Source organism: Klebsiella sp. JB_Kp042 (assembly GCF_040065275.1).
In the GTDB taxonomy this organism is placed as follows: domain Bacteria; phylum Pseudomonadota; class Gammaproteobacteria; order Enterobacterales; family Enterobacteriaceae; genus Klebsiella; species Klebsiella quasipneumoniae.
On sequence record NZ_JBEAJL010000103.1, the window covers coordinates 1 to 14,416 of the forward strand.

Annotated in this window: 17 protein-coding genes, 1 other RNA gene and 1 pseudogene; 13 read left to right on the forward strand and 6 right to left on the reverse strand. The window is 55.8% G+C overall.

Going from position 1 to position 14,416, the window contains the following annotated elements; all coding sequences use genetic code 11:
- Nucleotides 1-187: 187 nt before the first annotated feature.
- The 10 genes and pseudogenes from ABLV54_RS22275 to ABLV54_RS22320 all read left to right on the forward strand — a co-directional run bounded on the left by ABLV54_RS22275 (nt 188) and on the right by ABLV54_RS22320 (nt 8,064).
- Nucleotides 188-1,261, forward strand: coding sequence for a phage tail protein (locus ABLV54_RS22275; RefSeq protein ID WP_194445024.1), 1,074 nt, complete (start codon nt 188-190; stop codon nt 1,259-1,261).
- Between the two features lie 138 nt (nt 1,262-1,399).
- Nucleotides 1,400-2,572, forward strand: coding sequence for a phage tail sheath protein (locus ABLV54_RS22280; protein ID WP_004185685.1), 1,173 nt, complete (start codon nt 1,400-1,402; stop codon nt 2,570-2,572).
- 9 nt (nt 2,573-2,581) lie between these two features.
- Nucleotides 2,582-3,097 (forward strand): phage major tail tube protein, encoded by a 516-nt coding sequence (locus ABLV54_RS22285; protein ID WP_023318906.1) that lies wholly within the window; start codon nt 2,582-2,584, stop codon nt 3,095-3,097.
- Nucleotides 3,098-3,149: 52 nt separating this feature from the next.
- Entirely contained in the window at nt 3,150-3,449 is a 300-nt protein-coding gene (locus ABLV54_RS22290; protein ID WP_004144716.1) for a phage tail assembly protein, read from the forward strand.
- 14 nt (nt 3,450-3,463) lie between these two features.
- The gene (locus ABLV54_RS22295) at nt 3,464-3,583 is read left to right on the forward strand and encodes a GpE family phage tail protein (protein ID WP_002896220.1); all 120 of its coding nucleotides are present in this window, start codon (nt 3,464-3,466) and stop codon (nt 3,581-3,583) included.
- Nucleotides 3,576-3,697, forward strand: a pseudogene (locus tag ABLV54_RS22300) (hypothetical protein). Before ABLV54_RS22295 ends, ABLV54_RS22300 begins: the two are co-directional and overlap by 8 nt.
- Before the next feature lie 463 nt (nt 3,698-4,160).
- Entirely contained in the window at nt 4,161-6,203 is a 2,043-nt protein-coding gene (locus tag ABLV54_RS22305; RefSeq protein WP_227661365.1) for a phage tail tape measure protein, read from the forward strand.
- Nucleotides 6,200-6,685, forward strand: coding sequence for a phage tail protein (locus ABLV54_RS22310; protein ID WP_194445022.1), 486 nt, complete (start codon nt 6,200-6,202; stop codon nt 6,683-6,685). Before ABLV54_RS22305 ends, ABLV54_RS22310 begins: the two co-directional genes overlap by 4 nt.
- Nucleotides 6,682-7,779, forward strand: coding sequence for a phage late control D family protein (locus ABLV54_RS22315; RefSeq protein WP_194445021.1), 1,098 nt, complete (start codon nt 6,682-6,684; stop codon nt 7,777-7,779). The genes ABLV54_RS22310 and ABLV54_RS22315 overlap by 4 nt, the downstream gene beginning before the upstream one ends.
- Before the next feature lie 66 nt (nt 7,780-7,845).
- A complete protein-coding gene (locus ABLV54_RS22320; protein WP_194445020.1) occupies nt 7,846-8,064 on the forward strand; it encodes an ogr/Delta-like zinc finger family protein in 219 nt (72 codons plus the stop codon).
- Nucleotides 8,065-8,091: 27 nt separating this feature from the next.
- On the opposite strand, the gene ABLV54_RS22325 is transcribed toward ABLV54_RS22320, so the two are convergent.
- The 3 genes from ABLV54_RS22325 to smpB form a co-directional block, all read right to left on the reverse strand.
- Nucleotides 8,092-8,469 carry a hypothetical protein gene (locus ABLV54_RS22325; RefSeq protein WP_032414592.1) on the reverse strand — a complete coding sequence of 126 codons (378 nt, stop codon included), beginning with the start codon at nt 8,467-8,469 and terminating at the stop codon, nt 8,092-8,094.
- Nucleotides 8,470-8,565: 96 nt separating this feature from the next.
- Nucleotides 8,566-8,928, reverse strand: a transfer-messenger RNA (tmRNA) gene (ssrA, locus tag ABLV54_RS22330).
- Between the two features lie 144 nt (nt 8,929-9,072).
- Nucleotides 9,073-9,555, reverse strand: a complete 483-nt coding sequence (smpB, locus tag ABLV54_RS22335; protein ID WP_002914164.1) for an SsrA-binding protein SmpB — start codon at nt 9,553-9,555, stop codon at nt 9,073-9,075.
- Nucleotides 9,556-9,704: 149 nt separating this feature from the next.
- On the opposite strand from smpB, the gene ABLV54_RS22340 reads away from it, so the two are divergent.
- Nucleotides 9,705-10,142, forward strand: coding sequence for a type II toxin-antitoxin system RatA family toxin (locus ABLV54_RS22340; protein WP_008806099.1), 438 nt, complete (start codon nt 9,705-9,707; stop codon nt 10,140-10,142).
- Nucleotides 10,132-10,422 (forward strand): RnfH family protein, encoded by a 291-nt coding sequence (locus tag ABLV54_RS22345; protein WP_004206851.1) that lies wholly within the window; start codon nt 10,132-10,134, stop codon nt 10,420-10,422. Before ABLV54_RS22340 ends, ABLV54_RS22345 begins: the two co-directional genes overlap by 11 nt.
- Nucleotides 10,423-10,491: 69 nt before the next feature.
- Here ABLV54_RS22345 and bamE read toward each other — a convergent pair whose 3' ends face one another.
- The 3 genes from bamE to nadK form a co-directional block, all read right to left on the reverse strand.
- Nucleotides 10,492-10,833 (reverse strand): outer membrane protein assembly factor BamE, encoded by a 342-nt coding sequence (bamE, locus tag ABLV54_RS22350; protein ID WP_004206850.1) that lies wholly within the window; start codon nt 10,831-10,833, stop codon nt 10,492-10,494.
- A gap of 146 nt (nt 10,834-10,979) precedes the next feature.
- Nucleotides 10,980-12,641: a DNA repair protein RecN gene (gene recN, locus ABLV54_RS22355; RefSeq protein WP_101881281.1), complete on the reverse strand. Its 1,662-nt coding sequence runs from the start codon at nt 12,639-12,641 to the stop codon at nt 10,980-10,982.
- 86 nt (nt 12,642-12,727) lie between these two features.
- The gene (nadK, locus tag ABLV54_RS22360; RefSeq protein WP_002914158.1) at nt 12,728-13,606 is read right to left on the reverse strand and encodes an NAD(+) kinase; all 879 of its coding nucleotides are present in this window, start codon (nt 13,604-13,606) and stop codon (nt 12,728-12,730) included.
- Between the two features lie 124 nt (nt 13,607-13,730).
- Between nadK and grpE the strand changes: the two genes are divergently transcribed.
- Nucleotides 13,731-14,321, forward strand: a complete 591-nt coding sequence (gene grpE, locus ABLV54_RS22365) for a nucleotide exchange factor GrpE (protein ID WP_004174800.1) — start codon at nt 13,731-13,733, stop codon at nt 14,319-14,321.
- Nucleotides 14,322-14,416: the final 95 nt, after the last annotated feature.

The following is a 14,416-nucleotide window of genomic DNA, read 5'->3' on the forward strand; positions in this document are numbered from 1 at the left end:
CCTTTTCTCCACCTGAAGGCGGCGGGTTAATGTCGTTCGGGTACAGCCCTGATTATGCTGACCAGCGATGCCCGATGGGGTTACGTACCGTGCTGGGGTATGGCGCATATCACGATGCCACCACGCGCGGCGCAATGGTGCAGCAACTGATGTCAGAAAATAACATTTCTTAAGCAGGGGGGGCGGAGTGAAGACATTCTATACGACGCTGACCACCGCAGGTGTGGAGGCACTGGCGAATGCAGCGCTGACAGGGGAGCCGGTTGGCTTCTCCTGGATGGGGGTCGGTGATGGTAGCGGTGTTCGCGTGAATCTTGCGTCTTCACCTGATGGACTGGTGAATGAGAAATACCGGGCCCCCCTAAACCGGTTGGTTATCGCAGACCAGGGGGCAAATGTCATTCGCGCCGAAATGGTGATGCCGCCGGAAGTGGGCGGATTCTGGATGCGTGAGGCAGCGCTCTATGATGATGATGGTGTATGCCTGGCACTTGCCAGCGTGCCGGACTCTTATAAACCTCTTCTGGCTGAAGGTTCGGGGCGGCTTCAGGCAGTCAATCTTTGGGTAGCCGTTACCAGTACCGCGGATGTGCTCCTCAAAGCGGATCCCTCCGTTATTCTGGCTTCGCAGGCTGAGGTTACCAGGGCAAAAAATGAGGCAAAAGATTACGCTGATGAAGTGCTGGGAAAACTTGATACAGATATAAAACAGGTAATTGCCGATGCGATAACGGCGGCAAAGCGAGATTTCTGGGAAGATGATAACCCGGTGGGAACCACCCGCTTTTTTAACCAGAACGTCAACCCTAATGAAAAATGGCCGTGGTCAGAATGGGTGTACACCGGCGAGAATAAAACAATTCGTGTAGGCAAAGCGGACGGTTCGAACGTCGGGCAGAGCGGCGGCAGCGATAACGTCACACTTCAGCAGGCCAACCTGCCCGCCGTTCAGATTGACGTGAGCGGCGAAACCAGCGAACAGGGGCAGCAGGAGCTGACGACATCGGGCAACGGAAGGCACCGGCACAGGGCAGGTGACGGGGCGCCGGGGGATACCTGGCAGGAAGCCACACACGGAACGGATAACCAGAAATATACGGGGTGGAACTATACCGACTATGCAGAAGACCATCAGCATGGCGTCACGATCCCGCCGCACAAACACTCGACCAGCGGCAAAACAGCCAGCCTTGGCGAGGGCAAATCGTTCAGCGTGGTGGAAGCCCACACACTGCTGATGTGCTGGAGCCGCGTTGCCTGATAAACCCCGGTATCAGTCTGCCCCGATAAGGGGCTTTTTTCTGTCTGCGGTTGTGTCATTGACGGTACAACGGCCATCAACGGCTTGCGGGGAATGATTTCCCTACCATGGGTGAACCCCTAAACAGGAGATTCATTCATGGCGCAAGACTATCACCATGGCGTGCGTGTTGTTGAAGTTAACGACGGCACCCGCTCTATCACGACGGTGAGCACGGCGATTGTAGGCATGGTATGCACCGGCGATGATGCCGATGCCTCTGTGTTCCCGCTCAATAAGCCGGTTCTGCTTACCGATGTACTGACCGCCAGCGGCAAAGCGGGCGAGTCCGGCACACTGGCCCGCTCACTGGACGCCATCGCAGACCAGGCAAAACCCGTCACCGTAGTGGTGCGTGTTGCCCAGGGCGAAACCGAAGCGGAAACCACCTCCAATATCATCGGCGGCGTAACCGCTGACGGTAAGAAAACGGGCATCAAAGCGCTGCTTTCGGCGCAGTCGCAGCTGGGTGTGAAGCCGCGCATTCTTGGTGTGCCGGGCCATGACACGCAGGCTGTTTCCACTGAATTGTTAAGCGTGGCGCAGAGCCTGCGCGGCTTTGCGTACCTGTCTGCCTACGGTTGTAAAACCGTGGAAGAAGCGATTGCCTACCGCGAAAATTTCAGTCAGCGAGAAGGGATGCTGATCTGGCCTGATTTCATCAACTTTGACACCGTGCTGCAGGCGGATGCGACTGCTTACGCCACTGCCCGCGCGCTGGGTCTGCGTGCAAAAATCGACGAGCAGACCGGCTGGCACAAAACCCTTTCTAACGTGGGCGTCAACGGCGTAACCGGCTTGTCTGCGGATGTGTTCTGGGATCTGCAGGACCCGGCAACCGATGCCGGACTGCTGAACCAGAACGACGTCACCACCTTGATCCGCAAGGATGGTTTCCGCTTCTGGGGTTCCCGCTGCCTGAGCGATGACCCGTTATTCCAGTTTGAAAACTACACCCGTACCGCGCAGGTGCTGGCAGACACCATGGCGGAGGCGCATATGTGGGCGGTGGACATGCCGCTTAACCCTTCGCTGGCTCGCGACATTATCGAAGGTATCCGCGCCAAAATGCGCAGCCTGGTAAATCAGGGCTACCTCATCGGCGGTGATTGCTGGATTGATGACAGTGTGAATGACAAAGACACGCTGAAAGCCGGGAAACTCTGGATCGACTACGACTATACGCCAGTGCCGCCACTGGAAAACCTGATGCTGCGCCAGCGCATCACTGACCGTTACCTGGTGGATTTCACCACCCGCGTAAGCGCATAAGGGGGACCCATGGCCTTACCACGCAAGTTAAAACACCTGAATATTTTTAACGCCGGTAACAACTGGATGGGCATTGCTGAATCCGTCACCCTGCCGAAATTCACCCGCAAGCTGGAAAACTACCGCGGCGGCGGCATGCCCGGTTCAGTCGGTATCGATCTGGGGCTGGATGATGGCGCGCTGGATACGGAAATGACCATCGGCGGTACGGAGGCGCTTCTGTTTAAACAGATGGGCAAAGCCACGGTGGACGGCGTACAGCTGCGCTTTACCGGGTCTATTCAGCGCGACGACACCGGCGAAGTGCAGGCCGTTGAGCTGGTCGTCCGTGGGCGCCACAAAGAGGTGGATTCCGGCGAGTGGAAAACCGGCGAGAGCAATTCCACCAAAGTCAGCAGCGTTAACTGTTACGCGAAGCTGACCATTAACGGTGAAGTGCTCTATGAGGTCGATGCGATCAACATGATTGAAATTGTTGATGGTGTTGACCTGATGGAAGAACACCGTAACGCCATCGGTCTGTAATTTTTTCCTGGCGCGCGAGGTCGCGCCAGCCAACCCATAACAGGAAAAGAGCATGAGTGAGAAAACAGAAGCAACGGTGAAACTGGATAGCCCGATTAAGCGCGGTGATACCACGATTACGGAAATTGTGCTGCGTAAGCCGCAATCCGGCGCGCTGCGCGGTACGCGACTGCAGGCGGTGATGGAGATGGACGTGGCCTCTATGATGACCGTGATCCCCCGCATCTCCACACCAACGCTGACCCCGCAGGAAATGGCGGACCTCGACCCGGCAGACCTGGCCGCGATGTCTGTCGAGGTGGTCCTTTTTTTGTTGCCGAAGTCGGCACTTGCCGATTTGCCGACAGCCTGACGGTAGATGACCTGGTGGCGGATATCGCCACGATCTTTCACTGGCCGCCGTCCGTCACTGACGTTATGCCGCTGACGGAAGTGCTGGAGTGGCGGCACAGAGCGATAATGCGTAGCGGGGCCAGCGATGAGTGATAAAAACCTGCGCCTGCAGGTGGTTCTGAATGCGGTTGATAAACTCACCCGCCCTTTAAAAAATGCGCTGGCTGGCTCGAAGGAGCTGGCCTCCGGCATCCGGCAGACCCGTGATCAGCTTAAACGGCTTAACGACGCGGGGAGCCAGTTAAAATCTTTTGATCAACTCTCACAGAGCCTGAACCGGACCAGCAACGAGCTGGACCAGGCGAGGCTGCGTGCGCAGATGATGACGCGCGAGCTGGCAGCGCTCGAATCCCCCACGAAAAAACAGACGCAGGCGCTTGAGGCGCAATGGCGCGCCGTATCACGCCTGGAACAAAAGCAGCAGCAGGAAACGCGGCAGATGGCGGCAACCAGGGCGGAGCTGTACCGCCTTGGCATCTCTGCGGGCGGCGGTGCCCGTGAAACAGCCCGCATTACCCGCGAAACTGATCGCTATAACCAGCAGCTGGCAGAGCAGGAGCGGCGCTTGCGGGCCGTGGGCGAGCGCCAGCGCAAGCTGAATGCGATCAGGGCCAAAGCTGACAAGATGCGCGACGTGCGTAACAACCTGGCGGGGAACGGTGCCGGGATGATGGCCGCCGGGGTGACAACGGGCGCGACGCTGCTGGCGCCTATTCGCGCCTACTCGGAATCAGAGAACGCCGCAAACCAGCTGGCAGGCTCCATGATGGGGCCGGGCGGAAAGGTGGCGCCTGAGTTCATGAAACTAAACAAACTGGCAATAGCCCTGGGTGACCGGCTGCCCGGCACCACGGCAGACTTTCAGAACATGATGACCATGTTACGCCGTCAGGGGATGTCAGCGCAGGTTATCCTGGGCGGGCTGGGTGAGTCGGCGGCTTACCTTGGCGTGCAGCTGCAGATGGCGCCGACGGAGGCGGCAGAGTTTGCCGCAAAACTGCAGGATGCCACGCAGACCACCGAAAAGGACATGATGAGCCTGATGGATATGATCCAGCGGGGTTATTACGCGGGCGTTGACCCCGGCAATATGCTGCAGGGTTTTTCGAACATTGGTAGTGCAATGGATATTATCCGTCAGAAGGGATTGGGGGCAACGAAGGTATTTGCACCATTGCTGGTGATGGCGGATCAGATGGGGATGGCTGGCGAGTCAGCAGGGAATGCCTACCGTAAAATATTCCAGGCTGTCATGGATACCAAAAAAGTTAATAAAGCCAATGCCTCAATTAAAGGAGCAGGGGTCAAATTAGATTTTACTGATGGAAAAGGGGAATTTGGTGGACTGGATAAGCTATTTGCCCAGCTTGAAAAGTTAAAAAAATTAAACACAGAGCAAAGGCTTGCGGCACTTAAAACGGTTTTTGGTGATGATGCCGAAACGCTAAAAGTATTAAATAACATGATCAGTAAAGGGATGTCTGGTTATCGTGAAACAGTAGCGAAGCTGGAGAACCAGGCTACCCTGCGCGAGCGCGTCGATGCATCGCTTAATACCCTAGGCAACAAATGGGAAGCCGCTGGCGGCTCCTTTACCAACGCCATGGCGAGCATCGGTGAAACCGTCGCGCCGGTGCTGAAAAATATTGCGGACTGGCTGGGTAATCTGGCGTCCGCGCTGGATGGTTTTGTGAAGCGTCATCCGCAACTGACGGCGGCGCTATTTAAAATTGCGGCCGTATTTGCCGTGGTAGCTACCGCAGCGGGTGTGGTGTCACTGGCCCTTGCATCCATTTTGGGACCTATGGCGGTAGTGCGGGTAAGTGCTGGCATTCTCCAGCTTAAATTTGCTTCTGCGTTTGGTCTGGTCACAAGAGTAATTGGCGGCGCAGGCCAGGCGGTCATCTGGTTAGGCCGGTTGATGATGGCTAACCCCATTCTGGCGATAGTTGGCCTGATTGCGATGGGAGCCATCTATATCTGGCAGAACTGGGAAACGCTGGGGCCGAAGTTTAAAGCACTGTGGGATGCCATCACGTCAGGGGTGTCAGTAGCCTGGGCTGTGATTAAGCAGACCATAAGCAGCAAATGGGATGAAATTCTGAGTGATGTTGCCGCGCTGCCCGCAAAATTTAAAGCGGTGGGCGGGGCGATCATTGACGGCATCCTGAGCGGTATCAATGAGAAATGGGAAACGCTTAAGAGCAAGCTGGCATCGGTCAAAAGCTATCTCCCGGACTGGATGACCGGCGGCGATAATTCGCAGGGCGCCTCACCGCAGAAAAAGACCCCAGGATTTTTCGCGGGGATGTATGACAGCGGTGGTTATATTCCACGTGGGCAGGTGGGTATTGCTGGCGAGAATGGCCCGGAGCTGATTAACGGTCCGGCCTATGTGACCAGCCGCAGGAGAACGGCCGCGCTGGCGTCCGTAGTCGCCGGAATGATGGGGGGAGCAATGCCAGCAGAGGCCGCCCCGCTTCATCCCATGAGTCTGCCGGCAGCTTCATACCGTCCTGTAACTGATAAGCCAGCAGGCAGCCAGCCTGTATTCCAGTTTGAAACCCATGCGCAAATTATTATCCAGGCTCTGCCCGGTCAGAGTGCGCAGGATATTGCGCAGGAAGTTGCACGGCAGCTTGATACGCGCGAGCGACGCATGAAGGCGAAGGCCCGCAGCAATTTCAGTGATCAAGGGGGGTACGATTCATGATGATGGTCCTGGGCTTGTTTGTGTTTCAGCTGCGCACGGTTCCCTATCAGCAACTGCAGTATCAGCGGAACTGGCGCCATGTGACCAACAACCGCGTTAATCGCCGTCCGACAACGCAATTTTTGGGGCCAGATAACGATCAGCTGACGCTATCCGGCGTCCTCATGCCGGAAGTGACCGGCGGCCGGTTGTCGTTGCTGGCGCTGGAGCTGATGGCAGAGCAGGGGAAGGCGTGGCCGCTGATCGAGGGTGGTGGGACTATCTACGGCATGTATGTGATTGAGAGCCTTAACCTGACGAAAACGGAATTTTTCGCCAGTGGAGAAGCCAGGAAAATAGAGTTTTCGTTGGGGCTTAAACGGGTGGATGAGTCCCTGTCTGAAATGTTCGGCAGTCTGAGCGATCAGCTTAGCAGTCTGCAGGATTCTGCCGCCGCCGCAGTAGGGAACATCAGATCCACGGTAGGAGGGTTGCTGCAGTGAGCGAGATGGCTGATTTACTCAACCTCGGAAGCAAGACTCCGGCCTTTCGGATCGTGATTGAAGGTAAAGATGCCACGCAGACGCTGGATAAACGTCTGCTGGGTATGACACTGACCGACAATCGCGGATTTGAAGCTGACCAGCTTGATCTGGAGCTGGACGACGCCGACGGCCTGGTAATTATGCCGCGTCGTGGCGCAGTGATTTCTCTGGCGCTGGGATGGAAAGGCGAGCCGCTGTACTCAAAAGGTAAGTTTACCGTTGACGAAATAGAGCATAGCGGCAGCCCGGACAGGCTGACAATCCGTGCCCGTAGTGCTGATTTCAGGGAAACGCTGAATGTCCGGCGTGAGAAGTCCTGGCACAAAACGACAGTGGGCGATGTGGTGAAAGACATTGCCGCACGGCACAGCCTTAAAGTTGCTATAGGAAATGATGTTGCTGCGATGGCGCTGGATCACCTGGACCAGACCAACGAAAGCGACGCCAGCTTTTTAATGAAGCTGGCGCGGCAGTATGGCGCGATTGCCTCAGTCAAGGACGGTAATCTGCTATTTATCCGGCAGGGGCAGGGGAAAACAGCAAGTGGTAAACCGTTGACGGTCATCACTATTACCCGTAAGGACGGAGACAGTCACCGGTTTAGCCTGGCTGACAGGGGAGCATATACGGGTGTTATCGCTCACTGGCTGCATACCCGGGAACCGGAAAAGAAAGAAACTGCAAAGGTGAAGCGCCGCCGGAGGACGACAAAACCCAAAGAGCCGGAAGCAAAGCAGGGGGATTACCTGGTCGGAACGGATGAGAATGTGCTGGTTCTGAACCGTACCTATGCGAACCGCAGTAATGCAGAACGGGCTGCAAAAATGAACTGGGAGCGGCTGCAGCGCGGTGTGGCGTCATTTTCTCTTCAGCTGGCAGAAGGCCGCGCGGATCTCTATACGGAAATGCCCGTTAAGGTCAGCGGCTTTAAACAGCCCATTGATGATGCGGAATGGACCATCACAACGTTAACGCACACGGTCAACCCGGATAGCGGATTCACGACCAGCATCGAACTGGAAGTGAAAATAGATGATCTCAATATTGAATAATTGGTTCTCTATATTGATATTGTGTATTATTAACGCGACTTCAGAGGCGGCGGCGGAGAAACGGAAATGATGAATTGCCCAAAATGCGGACATGCGGCGCATACACGAAGTAGCTTTCGAGTAACAGACCAGACAAAAGAGCGGTATTGTCAGTGCCAGAACATCAATTGCGGTGCTACATTTATTACTCACGAAACCGTCGTGAGGTTCATCATGACGCCAGGTGTAATTGATAACGCCCAGCCGCATCCGGCAACAAGTGGGCAGGGGCATATGAATTTTTGAGCTTTTAACCTACTAATCGAAGAGGGTTTACGGAATAGGTTTGATAAAGCTTTGCCTGTAAGCCCGCGCTTCATCAAAAGTCATCTTGCCCGTGTTTTTACATTCAGCCCCGCCAGCATCTATCTCAAAACCTTGATCAAGTGAGACGTTGAGTAACCTAATCTTCTTAATTGTTTCGGGTTTCCACTTATGCATTGATAGGTCAGTGCAAATGCCTTCAAACATTGCATCAGCTGCATCAATGTGCAACTTCTGTTTGCTGTATTTGATCGAGAGTACTCCGCTTTCTAGGCTATGCGTCCTTGTGTCAAATACAGCAATTAAATTTTCTATCGAGTCAGGGATCTTGTCGGCGAAAACGTTACATGAAGCCAAGAGTAACAGCATCAAAAGAGATTTTTTCATATCAGTAGTCCTTTGCATGGTTAAATGTCTGCCGCCATTTTGCCGCCACGGTCCAAAAAAAAGGGGATACGTTTTCACGTAACCCCTTGTTTTATTTGGTGGAGCTGGCGGGAGTTGAACCCGCGTCCGAAATTCCTACATCCTCGGCACTACATGCTTAGTCAGTCTTTACATTCGCTTGCCAGCTGCGGACAGACACGCCACTAACAAACTAGCCTGATTAGATTTAACGCTTCAACCCCAGGCAGGGCATCCACGCGATCTCTTTTGGGTTTGACCTCTCTTTGATCCCCGTCTTAAGAGCGGAAGCTAGGGAGAGAGGGCTCAGAGCAGGTTATTAAGCTGCTAAAGCGTAGTTTTCGTCGTTTGCGACTATTTTTTGCGGCTTTTTACGAGGCCAACCGCCCCTCGGCATGCACCTTGGGTTTCGCAAATCCCGTCGAATCCAGAATCAGCCCCAATGTGTAGGTCAAGTATAACAGATTTGTGAATGTCGTTACCAGCCCCATAACGCAGGATTCTTTCAGCAGGGGTGGACGAAAAAGCAGCATCAACAAGGATATAGCGTAAGGGCCAGCGAGAGCTGGCCCTCAGGGGAGGGGGTTAGCGTCCGGCGTGCTTCATAATACGCGCCTTATCCAGCGCCCATTCACGATCTTTCAGATCGGTACGCTTGTCATGCTGTTTCTTACCTTTAGCGACGCCGATTTTCACTTTGCACCAGGCATTCTTCCAGTACAGCGACAGGGCGACAACGGTGTAACCTTCGCGGTTAATGCGGCCGTACAGCGTATCGAGTTCGCGCTGGTTGAGCAGCAGCTTACGGGTGCGCGTCGGGTCGCAGACATAGTGGGTGGAAGCCACGGCCATGGGCGTAAAGTTGGCGCCGAACAGGAAGGCTTCGCCATCCTTCAGGATGACATAGCTATCGCCGATGTTGGCTTTGCCTGCGCGCAGGGATTTGACTTCCCAGCCCTGCAGGGCGAGACCAGCCTCGTATTCATCTTCGATAAAGTATTCGTGACGGGCGCGTTTATTCAGCGCAATGGTGGCTGATCCAGGTTTGTGGGCTTTTTTCTTAGTCATAATGTCCTGAAGTCATCGTCTTATACACAGTTACCTCGATCGCATCCTGCGAGGTGTACTGCGCATCTTAGCACGAGTTGCGGCACAGCGTTTTTTTTAGCAGCAGATAAATGATATTATTTGCACTGTGTTTAAATGTGGAACCTGCTATGCCTCAGATTAGCCGTACTGCGCTGGTGCCTTTCAGCGCGGAACAGATGTATCAACTGGTAAACGATGTGAAGTCCTATCCTGATTTTCTGCCAGGCTGCACCGGTAGCCGCGTGCTGGAATTCGGGCCGACGCAAATGACGGCGGCGGTTGATGTGTCCAAAGCCGGCATCAGTAAGACCTTCACGACCCGGAATACACTGACCAGCAACCAGAGCATTTTGATGAGCCTGGTGGATGGCCCGTTCAAGAAGCTGATTGGCGGCTGGAAGTTTATTCCGCTGAGCCCGGAGGCGTGCAAAATCGAGTTCCATCTCGATTTTGAGTTTACCAATAAGCTGATTGAGATGGCCTTTGGCCGGGTCTTTAAGGAACTGGCCGCCAACATGGTGCAGGCGTTCACTTCGCGCGCCAAAGAGGTCTACAGTGCCAGCTAATATTCGTGTTGAGGTCGCTTACGCGCTGCCTGAAAAGCAGTACCTGCAGCGGGTCACTCTGGACGAGGGGGCGACGGTCGAGCAGGCGATTATCGCCAGCGGCCTGCTGGCGCTGCGTGATGACATCGATCTGGCGAAAAACAAGCTGGGTATTTACAGTCGTCCGGTTAAGCTGCACGACGAAGTCCATGACGGCGACCGGGTGGAAATCTATCGCCCGCTGATCGCAGATCCGAAAGAGCTGCGTCGCCAGCGGGCGGAGAAAAACGCCGCGAAGTAAACCGCAGCAGCAGACCCGCTATAGGCCATAAAAAAAGCGCTCATTGAGCGCTTTTTGCTTTTCCGGGCCTTACTGACTGGTCAGCGCGGGCTTGTTATCAATGTTGGTTAACACGCCGCCATTGTTGAAGGTCAGGGTCAGGGTCTGCTGAGTCACTTTCTCGTGGCCCGGCTCCTGACGGAATACATAGAACCAGGTGTTGGTGCCGAACGGATCCGACATCATTGGCGTTCCGAGAGCATAAGCAACCTGCTGTTGCGTCATACCGACACGAATTTTTGCTACATCGTTAGGTGCCAGATAGTTACCCTGGTTGATGTCAGGACGGTAAACCACTCGTTCCAGAGTGGAACAGCCTGCGGTCAACATAAGAAGAACCGCTGCGGCAGCAGTCAGCGTTTTACAGCGCATAGTGATTTGATTCCTTTTTGGGCCCGAGCAGTACGTGGCTCATCTGTAATATGCCGATAATAATAGACCTTCGCGCCGATGGAAACCTCCGGCTGCGGTCAGCAGGCAATTTGCTGTTCACTATGACCCTGTGAAAATCAAAAAGTTTACGCCGCAAGCAACTCTTTCGCGTTCGCCAGGGTGTTGCGCGTGACCTCGCTGCCGCCCAGCAGGCGAGCCAGCTCCTGCAGACGAGCACGCTTATCCAGCGGCTGCATATGGGTTTCGGTCATCTCGCCATCGGTCTCTTTGCAGACAAAGAAATGATGGTGGCCGCAGCCTGCGACCTGCGGCAGGTGGGTAACGCACATCACCTGCGTGGACTCGCCCAGCTGGCGCAGCAGCTTGCCGACCACCGCCGCGGTCGGGCCGCTGATGCCGACGTCCACTTCGTCGAAGATCAGCGCCGGGGTTTCCATTTTACGTGCGGTGATCACCTGAATCGCCAGCGCAATACGCGACAATTCGCCGCCAGAGGCCACTTTCGCGATCGGCTGCAGCGGCTGCCCCGGGTTAGTGGTGACGCGGAACTCAATATGATCGGCGCCGTCGGCGGTGAGATGGCGTTCATCGAAAGCGACCTCAATCGCGAAGACCCCGTGCGGCATCGAAAGTGAGTGCATACTCTCGGTGATAAGCTGGGTTAGCTCGTCGGCGCTGGCCTGGCGCAGGGCGTGCAGCTGGCGCGCGGTCTCCAGCGCCTGCTGATGATGTTCGACCACCTGCTGGCTGAGGGATTCCAGCGAGCCGGCGCTGTCGTCCAGCAGGCGCTGCTCTTCGAGCATCGCCTGATAAACCGCCGGCAGCTCTTCCGGCATCACCTGGTGTTTACGCGCCAGCGCGATTTGCCGGGAAATCCGCTGCTCAAGTTCGAACAGACGATTAGGATCGAGGTCCAGACGGTCGTGATAGTGGCGCAGCTCATCGCTGGCCTCGCTGAGCTGAATGGCCGCCTCTTCCAGCATATCCAGCACGCCGGAAAGCTTGCTGTCCATACCCACCAGCTCGCTGACCAGCTGCTTCGCGGTATAAAGCTGGCTATGCAGGTTGGCCTCTTCGCCGTCCGCCAGTACCGTCAGGGCGTGCTGACAGGTGCTGAGCAGCTGACCGCTGTTGGCCAGGCGTTTGTACTCTTCGTCAATCTGCTCAAACTCTCCCGCCAGCGGGTTAAATTCGTTCAGCTCTTTAAGCTGGTACTGCAGCAGATCGGCGCGGGCGGCGCGCTCCTGGCTCTGCTGCTGATGCTGGGCCAGCTCGCGGCAGCTCTGGTGCCACTGGCGATAGTGCTCTGCCATGCGCTGAGTGAGCGCATACTCACCGGTATAGCCGTCGAGCAGCGTTTTCTGGTGTTCGGGTTTGGTCAACAGCTGGTGCGCATGCTGGCCGTGGATCTGGATCAGCAGCTGGCCCAGCTCGCGCAACTGCGAGAGCGGGACAGCGGTGCCGTTGATGAAGCCGCGCGAGCGGCCGTCGGCGCTGATCACCCGGCGAAGTAAACACTCACGCCCGCTCTCCAGCTGGTTCTCTTCCAGCCAGCGCTGGGCAGCCGGGGTATCTTTCAGCGCGAAGCGTGCGCACAGGTCGGCACGGGTGGCGCCGCGACGCACCATGTCGGCTTCCGCTCTGCCGCCGAGGCACAGCCCCAGCGCGTCGATGGCAATGGATTTCCCGGCGCCGGTTTCCCCGGTGATGGCGGTCATGCCGCTGTGGAAATCAATTTCCAGTTCACGAACGATAGCAAAATTACTGATGGTGAGTTGCGCCAACATAGCTGCCTTCCTGTATGAAAAACCAATACTGTGTTTTCGTACAGTATAGACTGGTTTTTTATCCAGTAAAGAGGCAGCGATGTAAATCAGAACAATTTTTTCGACCAGCCGAGCTTGGTGCTTAATGTATTGAAATAGCTGTAATCTTTAGGGTGAATCAGATTGAGGTGATAATCACAGCGGCGAATGAGAACGTCTTCGCCATCCTGGATCGGCAGGGCAATCTGGCTGTCGCAGCTGATCTCCAGATCGCTGCAGCGGTGAGAGAAGCGCAGGCGGATGGTGCTGTCGCCGTTGATCACCAGCGGTCGCGCCGAGAGGGTGTGCGGGAACATCGGCACCAGGGTGATGGCGTCCAGCGACGGGGTGAGGATCGGGCCGCCGGCCGACAGCGAATAGGCCGTGGAGCCGGTCGGAGTGGAGATAATCAGGCCGTCGGAGCGCTGGGAGAAGGCAAAGACTTCATCGATATAGACTTCGAACTCAATCATATGCGCCACTTTGCCGGGGTGCAGCACCACTTCGTTGATGGCGGTGCTGATGCGTTTCTGGCAATCCTGCTGGCACACCTGGGCCTCCAGCAGAAAGCGCTTCTCCGCGATGTAGTGGCCTTCCAGCACATCGGCGAGCTGCTGCAGGGCGTTGTCCGGGTCCAGGTCGGTGAGAAAGCCGAGGTTGCCGCGGTTAATGCCGATGACGTTAATGTCATAACGGGCCAGAGTCCGCGCCGCGCCGAGCATATTGCCGTCGCCGCCTACCACCACCGCGAGGTCGGCCTGTTGGCCAATCTCCGCCAGCGTGCCGGTTTTCACGTTGCTGAGCTGGAGTTCATGGGCGATCTGCTGTTCAACCAGCACTTCATACCCTTTGCTGCACAGCCAGCGCCAGAGCATTTCATGTGTGGTCAGGGCGGTGGGGTGACGAGGATGTCCCACAATGCCGATACACTTGAAATGGTTCTTCATGATCTGGATGTCCTTGCGTTAAATGAAATAGTGACAATCTGTCCGCTTCCCTTGAAACCCGGAAACTGATCCCCATAATAAGCGAAGTTAGCGAGATGAATGCGAAAAAAACGCGGAGAAATTCATGAGTAGTAAAGAACAGAAAACGCCTGAGGGGCAAGCCCCGGAAGAAATTATCACGGAGCAGCACGACGACGTTGAGGCGGTAGAGCCTGAAGTTTCGGCTGAGCAGGTGGATCCGCGCGATGAAAAAATTGCGAATCTGGAAGCCCAGCTGGCTGAAGCGCAGAAACGTGAACGTGAAGTGATGCTGCGTGCCAAAGCCGACGAAGATAACCTGCGTCGTCGTACCGAGCAGGATATCGAGAAAGCGCACAAATTCGCGCTGGAAAAATTCGTCAATGAACTGCTGCCGGTGATCGACAGCCTGGACCGCGCGCTGGAAGTGGCCGACAAGGCTAACCCGGAGCTGGCGCCGATGGTGGAAGGGATCGAACTGACCCTCAAATCTATGCTGGACGTAGTGCGTAAGTTTGGCGTGGAAGTGATCGCCGACACCAACGTTCCGCTGGATCCGAACGTCCACCAGGCCATTGCGATGGTCGAGTCTGAAGACGTGGCGGCGGGCAACGTGCTGGCCGTGATGCAGAAAGGTTACACCCTGAACGGCCGCACCATTCGCGCCGCGATGGTGACGGTAGCAAAAGCGAAATAACGTTTGCTGCCTTGCTCAACGGCTGCCCGCGGGCGGCCGTTTTTTATGCCATCGCTCCCGGCGCGAGAAAAAAAACGGCGGGCCGCAGCCCACCG